Origin of the sequence: Marinobacter panjinensis, from assembly GCF_005298175.1 — a bacterium.
Classification (GTDB): Bacteria; Pseudomonadota; Gammaproteobacteria; order Pseudomonadales; family Oleiphilaceae; genus Marinobacter; species Marinobacter panjinensis.
This window is the reverse complement of the sequence record NZ_SZYH01000002.1, coordinates 479,960-495,742: the sequence shown is the minus strand read 5'-3', so window position 1 is coordinate 495,742 and position 15,783 is coordinate 479,960. Positions and strand designations below refer to the sequence as shown.

Annotated in this window: 14 protein-coding genes and 1 tRNA gene; 2 read left to right on the top strand and 13 right to left on the bottom strand. The window is 55.3% G+C overall.

What is annotated here, in order from left to right:
• Window positions 1-13: 13 nt before the first annotated feature.
• Complete coding sequence (locus tag FDP08_RS18605) at window positions 14-1,603, bottom strand: BCCT family transporter (RefSeq protein ID WP_137437773.1); 1,590 nt, start codon at window positions 1,601-1,603, stop codon at window positions 14-16.
• Between the two features lie 243 nt (window positions 1,604-1,846).
• Complete coding sequence (locus FDP08_RS18600) at window positions 1,847-3,436, bottom strand: BCCT family transporter (protein WP_137437772.1); 1,590 nt, start codon at window positions 3,434-3,436, stop codon at window positions 1,847-1,849.
• Between the two features lie 242 nt (window positions 3,437-3,678).
• Here FDP08_RS18600 and FDP08_RS18595 point away from each other — a divergent pair, with 242 nt between their 5' ends.
• Window positions 3,679-5,325: an FMN-binding glutamate synthase family protein gene (locus FDP08_RS18595; protein WP_137437771.1), complete on the top strand. Its 1,647-nt coding sequence runs from the start codon at window positions 3,679-3,681 to the stop codon at window positions 5,323-5,325.
• Between the two features lie 112 nt (window positions 5,326-5,437).
• Window positions 5,438-5,514: transfer RNA gene (locus FDP08_RS18590), tRNA-Pro, on the top strand.
• Between the two features lie 48 nt (window positions 5,515-5,562).
• Here FDP08_RS18590 and eutC read toward each other — a convergent pair.
• The 11 genes from eutC to thrS form a co-directional block, all read right to left on the bottom strand.
• Window positions 5,563-6,390 carry an ethanolamine ammonia-lyase subunit EutC gene (eutC, locus tag FDP08_RS18585; protein ID WP_137437770.1) on the bottom strand — a complete coding sequence of 276 codons (828 nt, stop codon included), beginning with the start codon at window positions 6,388-6,390 and terminating at the stop codon, window positions 5,563-5,565.
• Window positions 6,383-7,795, bottom strand: coding sequence for an ethanolamine ammonia-lyase subunit EutB (locus FDP08_RS18580; protein WP_137437769.1), 1,413 nt, complete (start codon window positions 7,793-7,795; stop codon window positions 6,383-6,385). Before FDP08_RS18580 ends, eutC begins: the two co-directional genes overlap by 8 nt.
• A gap of 28 nt (window positions 7,796-7,823) precedes the next feature.
• On the bottom strand, window positions 7,824-8,195 hold the full coding sequence (locus FDP08_RS18575; protein ID WP_137437768.1) for a VOC family protein: 372 nt from the start codon (window positions 8,193-8,195) through the stop codon (window positions 7,824-7,826).
• 125 nt (window positions 8,196-8,320) lie between these two features.
• Complete coding sequence (locus tag FDP08_RS18570; RefSeq protein WP_027831420.1) at window positions 8,321-8,686, bottom strand: MerR family transcriptional regulator; 366 nt, start codon at window positions 8,684-8,686, stop codon at window positions 8,321-8,323.
• The gene (gene ihfA / locus FDP08_RS18565) at window positions 8,667-8,969 is read right to left on the bottom strand and encodes an integration host factor subunit alpha (protein ID WP_007151838.1); all 303 of its coding nucleotides are present in this window, start codon (window positions 8,967-8,969) and stop codon (window positions 8,667-8,669) included. The genes FDP08_RS18570 and ihfA overlap by 20 nt, the downstream gene beginning before the upstream one ends.
• Window positions 8,970-8,972: 3 nt before the next feature.
• A complete protein-coding gene (gene pheT, locus FDP08_RS18560; protein ID WP_137437767.1) occupies window positions 8,973-11,345 on the bottom strand; it encodes a phenylalanine--tRNA ligase subunit beta in 2,373 nt (790 codons plus the stop codon).
• Between the two features lie 59 nt (window positions 11,346-11,404).
• Window positions 11,405-12,403, bottom strand: a complete 999-nt coding sequence (pheS, locus tag FDP08_RS18555; protein ID WP_137437766.1) for a phenylalanine--tRNA ligase subunit alpha — start codon at window positions 12,401-12,403, stop codon at window positions 11,405-11,407.
• 138 nt (window positions 12,404-12,541) lie between these two features.
• A complete protein-coding gene (gene rplT, locus FDP08_RS18550; protein WP_135955804.1) occupies window positions 12,542-12,895 on the bottom strand; it encodes a 50S ribosomal protein L20 in 354 nt (117 codons plus the stop codon).
• 50 nt (window positions 12,896-12,945) lie between these two features.
• A complete protein-coding gene (gene rpmI, locus FDP08_RS18545) occupies window positions 12,946-13,137 on the bottom strand; it encodes a 50S ribosomal protein L35 (protein ID WP_114613684.1) in 192 nt (63 codons plus the stop codon).
• 93 nt (window positions 13,138-13,230) lie between these two features.
• Complete coding sequence (gene infC / locus FDP08_RS18540; protein ID WP_137437765.1) at window positions 13,231-13,773, bottom strand: translation initiation factor IF-3; 543 nt, start codon at window positions 13,771-13,773, stop codon at window positions 13,231-13,233.
• The gene (thrS, locus tag FDP08_RS18535; protein WP_137437764.1) at window positions 13,770-15,695 is read right to left on the bottom strand and encodes a threonine--tRNA ligase; all 1,926 of its coding nucleotides are present in this window, start codon (window positions 15,693-15,695) and stop codon (window positions 13,770-13,772) included. The genes infC and thrS overlap by 4 nt, the downstream gene beginning before the upstream one ends.
• Window positions 15,696-15,783 lie beyond the last annotated feature (88 nt).

The following is a 15,783-nucleotide window of genomic DNA, read 5'->3' as shown; positions in this document are numbered from 1 at the left end:
TATTGCGCCATGATCAGAGCTTGCCTTCCGCAAGCAACAACTTACGCTCATGGCTAAGGCCTTTGAGCAGACCCCAGGTCATCACCAGCAGCACCGCTGTAAAGGGCAAACCTGCGGTTATCGCAACTGCCTGAATGGCACCCAGGGCATCCTCACCGCCACCGAAGATCAGGGCCGCGGCAATCGCACCTTCCATAACTACCCAGAACACGCGCTGCGCGGTCGGCGCATCGGTTTTGCCACCGGCGGTAATGCTGTCAACAACCAGCGAGCCGGAATCTGAAGAGGTCACGAAGAAGACCAGCACCAACACGATACCCACGAAGGAGCTGATCGCAACGAATGGCAGGTTGGCCAGCATCTGGAACGAGGCCAGGGGAACCTCTGTCAGACCGTTTTCAGCCAGTGCGCCAATGCCTTGCTGGATTTGCTCCAGTGCAGAGCCACCAAACGCACTCATCCAGACGACGGTAATAACGGTCGGAACAATCAGTACCGCGGTGACAAACTCACGAACTGTACGGCCCCGGGAAACCCGTGCGATGAACATGCCGACGAACGGTGACCAGGAGATCCACCAGGCCCAGTAGAAGACCGTCCATCCGTGGAACCAGGCTTCGTCCTCACGCCCGAAGGGATTGCTCAACTGCAGCACATTACCCACATAGCTGGACGATGTGACCCAGAGCGTTTCAACGATGGTCATGGTTGGGCCGGCAAAAATGATGAAGAACAGCAGGATTCCCGCCAGCGACATGTTGATGTTACTCAGAAGCTTCACACCGCCATCCAGGCCACGCAGTACTGATATCAGGGCAGCGGCCGTCACGCCGGTAATAATTGCCATCTGTACGTTTATGCCGGACGAAATTCCGAACAGGTAATCCAGCCCGGCTGCGGCCTGCTGGGCACCAAAACCGAGAGAGGTGGCAAGACCGAAAATCGTCGCCACCACCGCCAGGGTATCGATGATGTGCCCGGGCCAGCCCCACACACGGTCTTTCAGCAACGGGAAGAAGGCCGAGCGAATGGTCAGAGGCATATTCTTGTTGTAAGCGAAGAATGCCAGTGACAATGCCACAATTGCGTAGATGGCCCAGGGATGCAGACCCCAGTGATACATCGTGGCGCCCATGGCCAGCCTTGCAGCCTCTGGGGTATTGGCCTCAACGCCCAACGGCGTTTCATACCAACCGGTATAATAGGCTACCGGTTCCGCAACGGCCCAGAACATGAGGCCGATACCCATGCCTGCCGCGAACAGCATCGCAAACCAGGACATCGTCGAGAAGTCCGGTTTGGCGTCCATGCCGCCAATGCGGATTTTGCCCATTGGCAAAAAAATCAGAGCAAGAGAAACCACCACAAAAATATTGGCACTGAGCAGAAAGAACCAGTCAAATTGGGCAATTGTCCACCATTTCGCACCATCAAGAAGCTCTTTCGCTTCTCCCGGGAACATCAGCGTACCTATAACGAACGCTACTACCAGTACCGCCGTTATCGGAAATACCGGCGCATGCAGGTCGAGGCCAAAAGGAGTTACATTATCCTGGCCTGCGACGTAATCCGTTGAGTATTCGTCTTTTACCGCGTCGCCCACGTGTTGAGCCTCCTGTTTGAGTAAAACTTTTTAGTATTCGGGTACGAATATTAAAAGTTCGCCATCTTATTGCTTTGAGTTCAAAACATCAAAGACTGGCTACCCTCGACTTCCCCGGAACCTTCAGGTCAATCCTTCTGACAAAATGTTTCTCCATGAAAGAAGACACCGTACTGCATGGACATACAGCAGTATAGCGCCTTCCAGGGTGAAACCCAGTTTTGCTTCTTCAAGTTCAAGCTTTTAGAGCTTGCCCTCCGCCAGGAGCAGTTTGCGCTCATGCGTAAGGCCTTTCAGCAGCCCCCAGGTCATCACCAACAAGATCGCAGTGAATGGCAGACCAGCCGATATCGCAACCGCCTGAATCGCACCGAGCGCGTCCTCGCCACCGCCAAATATCATCGCAGCGGCGATCGCACCTTCCATTACCACCCAGAATACGCGCTGTGCAGTCGGCGCATCGGTTTTACCACCGGCGGTAATGCTATCGACAACCAGCGAGCCGGAGTCGGACGACGTTATGAAGAAAACCAATACCAGTATGATACCAACGAACGACGTAGCCCCGACGAGCGGCAGGTTGGCGAGCATCTGGAACGAAGCCAGAGAAACGTCGGTCAGGCCATCCTCGGCCAGGGCGCCAATGCCCTCCTGCACCTGCTCCAAGGCAGCGCCACCGAATGCACTCATCCAGACCACGGTAATAATGGTCGGAACGAGCAACACCGCCGTGACAAACTCACGAACCGTGCGGCCGCGGGACACACGAGCGATAAACATACCGACGAACGGCGACCAGGAAATCCACCAGGCCCAATAGAAGACGGTCCAGCCGTGGAACCAGGTCTCGTCCTCGCGCCCAAACGGGTTGCTTAATGCCAGGCTATTAGACACATAACTGGACGACGTAACCCAGATCGTCTCAATGATGGTCATGGTTGGGCCGGCAAAAATGATGAAGAACATCAGAATGCCTGCCAATGCCATGTTGATGTTGCTGAGGACTTTCACGCCGCCATCAAGGCCCCGCAAAACCGAGATCAGAGCTGCTGCCGTCACACCGGTGATAATGGCCATCTGTATGTTGACAGTGGCAGAGATCCCAAACAGATAGTCCAGCCCTGATGCGGCCTGCTGAGCGCCGAAACCCAACGAGGCGGCAAGCCCGAAAATCGTTGCAAATACAGCCATCGTATCAATGACGTGGCCCGGCCAGCCCCAAACCCGATCTTTAAGCAAGGGAAAGAAGGCGGAGCGAATGGTCAGCGGCATACCCTTGTTGTAGGCGAAAAATGCCAGTGAAAGGGCGACCAGCGAGTAGACTGCCCAAGGATGCAGACCCCAGTGGTACATGGTGGCGCCCATGGCCAGCCTTGCAGCCTCTGGGGTGTTGGCCTCAACCCCCAGAGGCGTTTCGTACCAACCGGTGTAATAGGCCACCGGTTCCGCCACCGCCCAAAACATCAGGCCGATACCCATACCGGCTGCAAACAGCATTGCGAACCATGAAAATGTAGAAAAATCCGGTGAGGCGTCTACACCGCCAATGCGGATGTTGCCTATTGGCAGAAAAATCAGCGCTAGAGCAACAATCACCATGATGTTTGCGCTAAGCAGAAAAAACCAATCAAACTGACCAAGTATCCACCATTTTGCGCCGTCAAGAATTTCTTTGGCTTCCGATGGAAAGATCAGGGTACCTATAACGAAAGTTAGGACCAGTACGGCCGTAATAGGAAAAACTGGCGCATGCAGGTCAAGACCATACTTTTGAATATTATCCTGGCCTGCGACGTAATCCGTTGAGTATTCGTCTTTTATAACGTCGCCCACGTTTGAGCCTCCTGTCCAGGTAAGTTGGCTTTGTTCGGATGCAAACGTTACAAGTTCGCCATACTATTGCTTTGAACTCAAAACACCTATGATGCGCATATCTACGCCCTTAAAACAATCTTAGACCACTATTCCGGTATTCGGAGAAAGTCAGCTGAACCGACTTCACCCCGAACCACGTAAGACCCGGTTAAATGCTGCTAGCACTTCACCACAGTGTCGCTCAACGCTCAGAGGATCCAATGGCAAAAACTCGAACCGTCCCCTTTCGCTACACTGTCTATATACTGAGCGTGGCAGGTCTACTGATTTCCTTGCTGGCTGGCTTTCTGCTGGAGGGTTGGGCAATAGCGCTGCCTCTTTTATTCGGCGGGCTGACCGCACTTGGCACCTGGGATCTGTTTCAGCGCAAACACACGGTCAGTCGCAATTATCCGATTCTTGCCCACTTTCGGTACTTTCTCGAATCCATCGGCCCCGAAATACGGCAATACTTTATTCAGTCAGACACCGAGGAACGTCCCTTTTCACGGGAACAGCGCACCATCGTCTACCAACGGGCCAAGAACATTCTCGACAAACGCCCTTTCGGCTCCCAGTTAAGTATGTATGACGAGAAGTTCGAGTGGATTAATCACTCGCTGATGCCAGTAGCGCTTACAGATTCGGACTTTCGCATCGTGATCGGAAAACACTGCGCCAAGCCTTACAACGCCAGCGTGTTCAACATATCGGCCATGAGCTTCGGCTCGCTCTCCGCCAATGCCATTCTGAGCCTGAATACCGGCGCGAAAATGGGCGGTTTCTATCACGATACAGGTGAAGGCTCCATCTCCCGTTATCACCGCGAACCAGGAGGAGATCTGGTGTGGGAGATTGGTTCCGGCTACTTCGGGTGTCGCCACAAAGATGGAACGTTCAATGAGGACATGTTTGCCCAGAATGCCACAACGGACCAGGTAAAAATGATAGAGGTCAAACTATCTCAAGGTGCGAAACCCGGCCACGGCGGCATTCTTCCCGGAGAGAAAGTCACAACTGAAATTGCCGAGGCACGGGGCGTCAAACCCGGCGAAGATGTGGTCTCCCCCGCCAGTCATTCAGCGTTCTCGACTCCCATTGAACTACTGGAGTTCCTGGAACGACTACGTGAACTGTCAGGCGGCAAGCCAGTGGGTTTCAAACTGGCCATAGGCCACCCCTGGGAATGGTTTGCCATCGTCAAGGCAATGCTTGAAACAGGGAAGAAACCTGACTTCATAGTTGTCGATGGCGGCGAAGGAGGCACGGGGGCGGCTCCCCTTGAGTTTATCAACCGGCTGGGAACCCCCATGAAAGAGGCCTTACTGCTGGTTCATAACACCCTGGTTGGGACTAACCTGCGAGAGGACATCGCCATAGGCGCAGCCGGCAAGATCACCTCGGCCTTCAACGTCGCCAGAACCCTGGCAATGGGTGCCGACTGGTGCAACGCGGCCCGTGGATATATGTTTTCATTGGGCTGCATCCAGGCTCTGAACTGCCACACCGGAAAATGTCCCAGCGGGGTTGCCACCCAGGATCCCAGACGCAGTGAAAAACTCGATGTTCGGAACAAAAGCCAACGGGTTTACAACTACCACAGAAATACCCTCGACGCGTTAATGAACCTGCTCGCGGCCTCAGGCCTCAGGCACCCATCAGAACTGGGCCCGGAGCACATCATCCGCCGCACTTCCAGAACGGAAATCCACTCCTACATGGACCTCTACCCGTTCCTCGAACCAGGCGCTCTTCTGAAAGGCAAGACCGGTGAGCGGGTATTCGACATTTACTGGCCAGATGCCACGGCATACAGCTTTGATCCTCCGGAATTTATCCGTGAACTTCGGAAAACCAAGCTGCAGTAGAAATACCCCGGGAAATGCAGAAAGGATGTTTATTTTTTGCGGGCGCTGGTGTAGACTTCGCTCCCGCTAAGCCACTGAGATTCATCTCAAGTTTCTTTGGCTAATAGCATTTCGGGGCGTAGCGCAGCTTGGTAGCGCACTTGCATGGGGTGCAAGGGGTCGTAGGTTCAAATCCTACCGTCCCGACCAGAATTCCCTACACAAAGCCCGGGCCGGAAGGTCCGGGCTTTGCTGTTTTCAGTCGGTCAGGAAAGTCGTGCTGTTAGCCGTTGTCTCGATCACAACCTCATCCGTTCGATCTTTGAGACTGATTCCGGATATCCTGAGTCGTCTTGCCTCTTCCATCAGGTGGCGAAGTCGTTGGCTTGCTTGCTCAAAACTCAAGCCGCCTGGCCGCACATTCGAGATGCAGTTGCGGCGCGCGTCGCTCAAACCCCTCTCCGGCCCCCAGGTAAGATACATCCCCAGACTATCGGGTGAGCTGAGACCCGGGCGCTCACCGATCAGGACAACCACCACGCTGGCTCCCAGGCATTCGCCAATCTCGTCACCTATGGCCACCCGCCCCTGCTCCACAATGCTCAAGGGCGCCAGTCGCCAATCCCCGGGGTCTTCACCCAGATCCCTGAGAAGCTGCGTGACCATGGGCTCCGCGCTGTTCTGGATCGCGGAGGATGACAGTCCATCGACAATCACAATAGCCACGACGGGCTCGCTCTGATCGCGGACCCGGTGTCTGGCAAGCTGTTGTACCGACTCTTGCGACAACTCCCGCCCCAGATCCGGCCGCTGAAGGTAGGTCAGCCTGTCTTGCGCCTGGCTTTTCAGCAACAGCGGGGATTCGCCCGGCAAGGCTGCTGGTGATGCGTTCAGGTTTTCCACCAGACGCTTCACATCCAGTGGAAAGTGAACCGCATCCCTAGCCCGGGCATGGGCGAGCTGAAACTTGAGGAGCTCGTGCGTAGGCAGGCTGATGCCAGCCCTGCCCAGGCCAATCCGGGCATCGGTAAACTGGCGCAGTACCCGCCAGACATTTCCGGTAACAAGCGGCCTCTCTTCACTCATCGCCTACCTCCCGGGTCAACGCTTTCAATGGCGCCCTGAACGGGTCCGGTAACTGCCGGCTCGGTTCGTACCGTGAGGCGTTCTCGAAAATCTGCATTCGAACGAGCCAGTCCTCGAACTCGGGAGCAGCCTTCAGGTCAAGGACTCGGCGAGCGTAAAGAGCGTCGTGGAAGGAGGTGGTCTGGTAGTTCAGCATGATGTCGTCGGAACCGGGAATACCCATTATGAAGGTGCAGCCTGCGACCCCCAGCAGGGTAAGCAGGTTGTCCATATCGTTCTGGTCGGCTTCCGCATGGTTGGTGTAACAGATATCGCACCCCATGGGCAGGCCGAGCAGCTTCCCGCAAAAGTGATCCTCCAGGCCAGCGCGGATGATTTCCTTCCCGTCAAACAGGTATTCCGGGCCGATAAAACCAACAACCGTATTGACCAGCAGCGGATCGAAGCGCCGTGCCACGGCGTAGGCCCTTGCCTCACAGGTCTGCTGGTCGATGCCGTTGTGGGCGTTTGCAGACAAGGCGCTGCCCTGCCCCGTCTCGAAGTACATCACGTTGTTGCCGACCGTACCCCGCTTCAGGGACAGGGCCGCCTCCTGCGCCTCCTGCAGTGTCGAGAGATTGAAGCCAAAGCTGCGGTTGGTGGCCTCCGTGCCCCCGATGGACTGGAACACCAGGTCCACCGGTGCGCCCTGCTCAATTGCTTCAAGGGTGTTGGTGACATGGGTAAGCACACAGGACTGGGTGGGAATGTCGTATTTCCGGATAACATCATCCACCAGCCCCATCAGTTTGATGGCCTGGCTGACGTTGTCTGTGGCCGGGTTGATGCCGATGACCGCATCGCCATTCCCGTAAAGCAGACCGTCCAGGATGCTGGCGGCAATGCCGGAAACGTCGTCAGTCGGATGATTCGGCTGCAGGCGGGTTGAGAGATGGCCGGGCAGGCCGATGGTGTTCCGGAAGGCCGTTGTCACCTGGCATTTCTTCGCTACCAGGATGAGATCCTGGTTCCGCATCAACTTGCTGACGGCCGCGACCATTTCCGGAGTCAGCCCGGGGCGCAGTTTTTCCAGAGAGTCCGGCGTTGCGTGATCGCTCAGCAACCAGTTGCGAAAGTCCCCCACGGTGAGGTGTGCTACCGGTGCGAATGCGACTGGATCGTGGGAATCCAGTATCAGACGCGTGACCTCATCCTGCTCATAAGGCACCAGCGCCTCGGAGAGAAACTCCCTGAGCGGCAGCTCTGCCAGGCGCATCTGGGCAACCACACGCTCTTCCGCGGACTCGGCCATGATACCGGCGAGCCGGTCACCTGATCGTGCCGGCGATGCCTTTGCCAACAGGTCTGCAAGGGTCCTGAAGTGCCAGGTTCGTGCTCCCAGTGTAAAGGTGTACTTGTGAGTCATCTGCTTGCCCGCCCTGTTTCACGAGCGACTAGCCGAAATGGAAGAAGGCCAGCTTGTTCCCATCCGGGTCGCGAACGTAGGCGCCGTAGAACTGATTAGGGATACGCTGGCCCGGCTCTCCGTCACTGGTTCCCCCCAGCTCAATCGCGCGGTGGTAATGGGCATCGACCGCCTCTTTCGAACCCGGCGAGATCGCGAACATATTTCCGTTACCACAGTTCGCATCCTGGCCATCCGCCGGCGTGCAAACCGCCAACATCGGTGACTTCATGTCCTTACCGATAAATGCGATTCGACCAAGATCCAGCAGTTCTTTGGCGCCAAGATCACCCAGCAGGTCCAGGTAAAACTTCTTGGCTCTCGCCATGTCCTTAACACCAATGGTGACGTATCCGATCATGCTGCTTGTCTCCTGTTTGATAATAGATGCAGATAGCTATACGAGCCATTGCATGAAAATAGCCACTGAGAACAAAAAAACCGAAGGCGAACCTTCGGTTTTTGATATCTGACCTGGGCGGGCGTTCACTTCACCGGAGTGTTGAGCACATCCAGAACTTCCTCAAGCTCGGTGATCATCTGCCGTATCAGTTGCTTGTACTGGGAAGTGTCGTCTTTTACCTCGTGGCTGCTGAGCTTCTGTTTCGCCCCGCCAATGGTATAGCCCTGATCGTAGAGCAGGCTTCGGATCTGGCGAATGGTGATCACATCCGCACGCTGGTAATAGCGGCGATTACCACGACGCTTGACCGGCGACAGTTGAGGAAACTCCTGCTCCCAATACCTGAGAACGTGCGCTTTTACCGCGCAGAGTTCGGCGACTTCACCAATGGTAAAGTAACGTTTACCCGGTATTGTCGGTAGCTCGTTGTTATGACTGGGTTCCAGCATACGCTTCTACTTTCTGTTTAAGTTTTTGTCCCGGTCGAAACGTAACAACTCGCCGTGCACTGATCGGGATTTCCTCACCAGTCTTCGGGTTCCGTCCCGGCCTCTGCTTCTTGTCGCGCAGATCAAAGTTGCCGAATCCTGACAGTTTGACCTGTTCGTTATGGCTGAGAGCGCCCCTGATTTCGTCGAAGAAAGCTTCTACCATCTCCTTGGCTTCGCGTTTGTTAAGTCCCAATTCTTCGTACAAGCGCTCCGCCATTTCCGCTTTCGTCAAAGCCGCCATCTGTTAACTCCTCAGTGTTGCCCCCAGCTCTTCCTGCAATGCCTCTATGACACCGTTGAAGAGCGAATGCACCTCTTCTTCATTTAGTGTGCGCTCAGGATGCTGCCAGAACAGGCTGAGGGCAAGGCTGCGATTACCTTCACCCAGGCTTTCACCTTCATAGACATCAAACGCACGCAAAGCCGTGAGGTGCTCGCCAGCGTGCTTTTTCGCCACACGCTCAACATCTGCAAACCCCACATCGCTTCCGATAATAATAGCCAAATCACGCCGAACTTCAGGGAATTTTGAAACATCTTTGAAATTAGGCACATATCCAGAAACGATCGAATTCAAGAATAGCTCAAACATCAGAATCGTGCCATTAAGTTCCAGTTTTTTCTGAACTTGTGGGTGCAACGTGCCCAGCCAGCCTACATGTTCGCCATCCCGCAGCAATTCAGCCGTCTGGCCTGGATGCAAAGCCGGGTGCTGGCTGGCAAGAAACTGCACTTCGATCCCAAGAAGTCGGAAAAGGCTTTCCATTTCTCCTTTTACATCAAAGAAATCGGCATTTCTGCGACCGTTCGCCCAGTTTTCGGGTAGCTGACTGCCAACAACCACACCAGCGAGCATTGGCTGCTGATCGATCTGGTCGCCATCCTTTACAAACCTCAGGCCGGTCTCGAACAGTCGAATGCGTGGCTGCTGTCGATTCTGGTTGTGCGCCACCGTTTTCAGCAACCCACTCCACAGGGTTGTGCGCATGACCGACAGATCGGAAGAAATCGGGTTCGCCAGAGCGATACCTTCCCGCTCCGGATCAACCAGAGCCTGGACTTTCGGGTCAACGAAGCTGTAGGTAATCGCTTCCTGATAACCACAGGAGACAAAGTAATCCTGGATGGCGGAAACCGGGCGAATGGCTTCTTCCTGAGGTCGCAGGCCGAGGGACCCGATCGGCTCTGTCACAGGCAGATTGTTGTAGCCGTAGATTCGGCCAATCTCTTCAATCAGGTCTTCTTCGATACTGATATCCGGGCGGAAGCTGGGTATATGCACGCGCCAGCCGTTCTTTAGCAGCTTATCGATATGCAGGCCAAGCCGCGTCAGGATTTCCTCAACCGTGGTCCGGTCAATTGCCAGTCCAAGAACATCCGTTACACGCTGCTCGCGAAGATCCACCGTGCGGTCTTCCGGAAGGTCCTGCTTGCTCGCCACTTCCACAATGTCGCCGGGCTCACCGCCGACGATCGACATCAACAATGCCGTGGCCCGCTCCATGGCGTCACGGGCAAGCTCATAGTCCACACCCCGTTCAAAGCGATGAGAGGCGTCGGTATGGAGGCCATAATGGCGGGCCTTGCCGGCCAGGGTGATTGGATCGAAATACGCCGCTTCCAGAATCAGGTCCCGGGTTTTCTCACTCACGCCCGAATGCTCTCCGCCCATCACACCTGCAATGGCAATGGGTTTGGCGTGATCGGCAATAACCAGAGTATCAACAGTCAGCTCCACTTCCTGCCCGTCAAGCAGTACCAGTTTTTCGCCTGGCTTTGCCATGCGAACAACGATGCCACCTTCGATTTCGTCGCGATCAAACGCATGCAGGGGCTGGCCCAGCTCAAGCATGACGTAGTTGGTAACATCCACAGCCGCGTCAATGGAGCGGATACCGGAGCGACGCAGCTTCTCCTGCATCCACAGAGGTGATTCAATGCTCAGGTCCACGTTGCGCAGAATACGGCCCAGGTATCTGGGGCAGCCTTCTGGGGCCTTGACCGTAATCTCCGGCACCTCAGGGTGTACCGCTTCCACCGGACCGATCTCCGGGCCTTCAACCACCAGGCTGTTCAGCACCCCCACTTCACGGGCGATGCCTTTAATCGAGAGGCAGTCACTGCGGTTCGGCGTCAGGTCCACATCGATAGTGACGTCATTCAGTTTTAGAAATTCAGCCAGTTCCTGGCCTACCGGCGCATCTTCCGGCAATTCCATCAGGCCATCGTGATTTTCAGACAGACCCAATTCGGCTTCCGAGCACAGCATTCCTTCGGACGGCTGCCCACGAAGCTTTGCCTTCTTGATCTTGAAATCACCCGGCAGGACCGCACCGACAACGGCAAAAGGCACCTTGAGGCCATCACGGACATTGGGTGCGCCACAAACCACCTGTACAGTCTGGGTGCCATCACTAACCTGACAGACCCGGAGCTTGTCCGCATCCGGATGAGGCGCTACGGAAACCACTTCACCCACCACAATGCCACTGAACTTGCCGGCTACTGGCTCGAATCCGTCAACTTCCAGACCCGCCATGGTGATCTGGTCCATCAATGCCTGGGTGTCGTTCGCCGGATTGACCCATTCCCGTAGCCACTGCTCACTGAATTTCATGGTATCTGCCTTGTCCTGATGCGGTTTTGCCTGTTAAATCAATTGCCCTGATGACGCGCTCAACGGAACTGCCGCAGAAAGCGGAGGTCGTTCTCGAAGAACATACGCAGGTCGTTCACGCCGTAGCGAAGCATGGCCAGGCGCTCGACACCGAGACCAAACGCAAAGCCACGGTATTCCTCGGCGTCGATACCGCAATGCTCGAATACTTTGGGGTGGACCATGCCGCAGCCCATCACTTCCAGCCATTTGATGCTGCCGTCCTCTTCGCGCCCCCACTCGATATCCACTTCCGCGGACGGCTCGGTGAACGGGAAATAAGAGGGGCGGAAACGCACTTCCAGGTCCCGCTCGAAGAACACCCTCAAGAACTCTTCCACGGTGCTCTTCAGATCGGCGAAGCTGACGTTCTTCTCGACCAGCAACCCTTCCACCTGATGGAACATCGGGGTGTGGGTCATATCGGAGTCACAGCGATACACGCGGCCCGGGCAGATCATGCGGAACGGCGGCTTACCATCTTCCATGGTACGGATCTGTACCGGAGACGTGTGAGTGCGCAGCAAGGTGCCCGGATTGAAATAGAAAGTATCGTGCATGGCACGGGCCGGGTGGTGGCCGGGAATATTCAGGGCCTCGAAGTTGTGATAGTCGTCTTCGATTTCCGGTCCCTGCTCCACGGTATAGCCGGCACGGGAGAAAAACTGTTCGATACGCTGCAGGGTTCTGGTAACCGGGTGCAGACCACCCAGGTCCTGGCCGCGGCCAGGCAGAGTCACATCAATGGATTCGCTGGCCAGCTTCAGCTCTATGGCGGCTCGCTCGAGATCCGTGCGGCGGGCGTTAATTGCCTGCTCCACCTGCCCCTTGGCTTCATTGATCTTCTGGCCGGCTGCCGGGCGCTCTTCCGCAGACAGTTTGCCCAGTGTTTTTGCCTGCTGGGTAATCACACCCTTCTTGCCAAGGTATTCAACACGAATCTGGTCCAGTGCCTGCAAGCTGTCTGCGCTGTCGACTGCCGCCAGACCGTCCTGAACGAGTTGATCCAGGTTTTCCATTGACCCTGCTCCAATCCAGAAATGGAATCGCTCTAAACAAAAATAGGGGAAGAGCGCGCCCTTCCCCTATCAGAAGGCGTCGTCATGAACCCATGAGGACGCCTGAATCGATCAGTAACCGATGAAAGAGCTAAGCGATCACAGAGACGCTTTTGCCTTCTCAACAACAGCAGTAAACGCCTGCTGCTCGTTCATGGCCAGGTCAGCCAGAACTTTACGATCAATCTCGACATTGGCCTTTTTCAGACCGGCAATCAGACGGCTGTAAGACAGACCGTTGGCGCGGGCGCCAGCATTGATACGGGCGATCCACAGTGCGCGGAATGAGCGCTTGCGGTTACGACGGTCACGGTAAGCATACTGACCGGCCTTGATAACCGCCTGTTTGGCTACACGATAGACGCGGCTGCGCGCTCCGTAATAACCCTTGGCCTGACTGAGAATCTTTTTGTGACGACGACGTGCTACCACGCCACGTTTTACACGAGCCATACTTTAATCCTTCTACCTTTAAACCTTTGCAGGAATGGTTAGCGGCTGAATCAGCACGCTGTCATACGCTTGATGGAAGCCACGTCGGCCTTGGCGATCAGCTTGGTACCACGGAGCTGACGCTTACGCTTGGGGCTCTTCTTGGTCAAGATATGACTGGTGAAGGACTGCTTGTGCTTGAAGCCAGTGGCGGTTTTCTTGAACCGCTTGGTGGCCCCGCTTTTGGTTTTCATCTTGGACATTTTTTAAAACTCCGCATTCTGTTTTTAAGTGATATCAATGTGTTCCTGAACGACAAATCCCCCGCGACCGCGGGGGATCTCACCGGATCAGGTTCACTTCTTCTTGCGGGGAGCCACAACCATGGTCATCTGGCGGCCTTCCATCTTCGGCCGCTGTTCTACCTGGGCAATTTCGTCAATATCCTCTTCAATCCTGTTCATGAGCTTCATACCGATTTCCTGGTGTGCCATCTCACGCCCACGGAAGCGAATAGTGAGTTTGCCGCGGTCCCCGTTTTCAAGGAAACGTACCAGGTTGCGTAGTTTGACCTGATAATCCCCTTCTTCAGTTCCTGGTCGGAACTTAAGCTCTTTGACCTGAGTCTGCTTCTGCTTTTTCTTCGCAGCAGCCTTGGCCTTCTTCTCATCGAAGATTTTCTTGCCGTAGTCCATTATCTTACAGACGATCGGATCGGAATCCGTAACCTGAACCAGGTCAAGAGACGCTTCTTCTGCCTGCTTGATTGCATCTTCGATCGACACTACGCCGACTTGGTTGCCCTCTGCGTCAATAAGACGGACTTCAGTTGCGTCAATATTCTCATTGATTGGCGCCTTTGGTGTACGCCCCCGATTCGCTCGCTGTTTAATAATCAGATCTCCGTTTTGGTTCTGCCTTTGCGATTGATTTCGTCAGCCATTAGCTGCTCAAACGCGTCCAGCGATAAAGTCCCCAAATCTTCGCCTTTGCGGGTTCTCACCGCAACGGCGTTGTTCTCGACTTCTTTGTCGCCGACAACAACAAGGAAAGGGACTTTGTTGATAGTATGCTCGCGGATTTTAAAGCCGATCTTCTCGTTTCTCAAGTCGGCATTTACCCTATAGCCAAGGGAATCCCATTTTTTTGCAAGATTCTGGCAATAATCACGCTGATTGTCGGTAATATTCAGCACCGCAATCTGTGTCGGGGCCAGCCAGGTCGGGAAAGCACCCTCGTATTCTTCAATCAGAATGCCGATGAAGCGCTCGAAGGAACCCAAAACCGCCCTGTGCAGCATAACAGGCGTCTTACGCTCTGAGTTATCTGCCACATATTGCGCGCCCAGGCGGCCCGGCATGGAAAAATCGACCTGAATGGTACCACACTGCCATACCCGGCCGATGCAGTCTTTCAGCGAAAATTCGATTTTCGGCCCATAAAAGGCACCTTCGCCCGGCAACAACTCCCAATCTACGCCTTCACGATTCAGAGCCTCTTCCAGAGCCGCTTCCGCCTTGTCCCAGACTTCGTCAGAGCCGACTCGCTTTTCCGGCCGGGTTGAGAGCTTGTACAGGATTTCAGTAAATCCGAAGTCCTTGTAGATCTCGTGAAGCATCTCGATAAAGGACGACACCTCCTGCTGAATGGCGTCTTCCTCGCAGAAAATGTGCGCATCGTCCTGGGTGAATCCACGCACGCGCATCAGGCCGTGCAAGGCACCGGACGCCTCGTTGCGGTGGCAGGAGCCAAACTCCGCCAGGCGCAGGGGCAAATCCTTGTAACTCTTGAGGCCCTGATTGAACACCTGCACATGGCATGGGCAGTTCATAGGCTTGATGGCGTAGTCGTGCTTCTCGGACTCTGTGGTAAACATGTCGTCCTTGAACTTGTCCCAGTGCCCGGATTTTTCCCACAGTGACCGTGACACCACCTGCGGCGTCTTGATTTCCTGGTAACCGTGGTCATGCTGCTTGCGGCGCATGTACTGTTCGATTTCCTGGTACAGGGACCAGCCATCCGGATGCCAGAACACCATACCCGGCGCTTCTTCCTGCATATGGAACAGGCTCAGCTTCTTGCCGATCTTGCGGTGATCCCGCTTCTCAGCCTCTTCCAGGCGGTGGAGATAGGCTTTCAGGTCTTTCTTGTTGCCCCAGGCGGTACCGTATACGCGCTGCAACTGCTCGTTGCTGGTGTCGCCGCGCCAGTAGGCACCGGCTACCTTGGTCAGCTTGAAGGCCTTGAGCTTGCCGGTGCTGGGTACGTGGGGCCCGCGGCACAAGTCGATGAAGTCACCCTGGCGGTAGAATGACAGGTCTTCATCACCCGGAATGTCTTCGATGATGCGAACCTTGTATTCCTCACCCATTTCATCGAACAGGCGCACGGCTTCATCACGGGACATGACCGAGCGGGAAACGGGAATGTCCTGCTTCGCCAGCTCTTCCATGCGCTTTTCGATCCGGCTCAGGTCTTCATTGGTAAACGGCCGGTCGAACTTGAAATCGTAGTAGAACCCGTTATCCACAACCGGGCCAATGGTGACCTGGGCAGAGGGAAACAGTTCCTTCACAGCCATCGCCAGCAAGTGGGCAGTGGAATGGCGGATAATATCCACGCCGTCGTCATCCCGCTCGGTAACAATGGCGAGATCGGCGTCTTCGTCAATGGGATAGCTGGTATCAACCAGCTTGCCGTTAACACGGCCGGCGATAGCGGCCTTGGCAAGACCGGCCCCGATGTCTGCTGCGACATCGTGAACGGTTACAGATTCGGCAAAACTGCGGTGACTGCCATCAGGCAGGGTTACAACTGGCATAATTAGCTCCTGGAATTCCAGAGGTGATCCGTACCAAAGACCACATGTTGACGGTTGGCCGCGATACAAACCGCGGACCGTTGCGGGC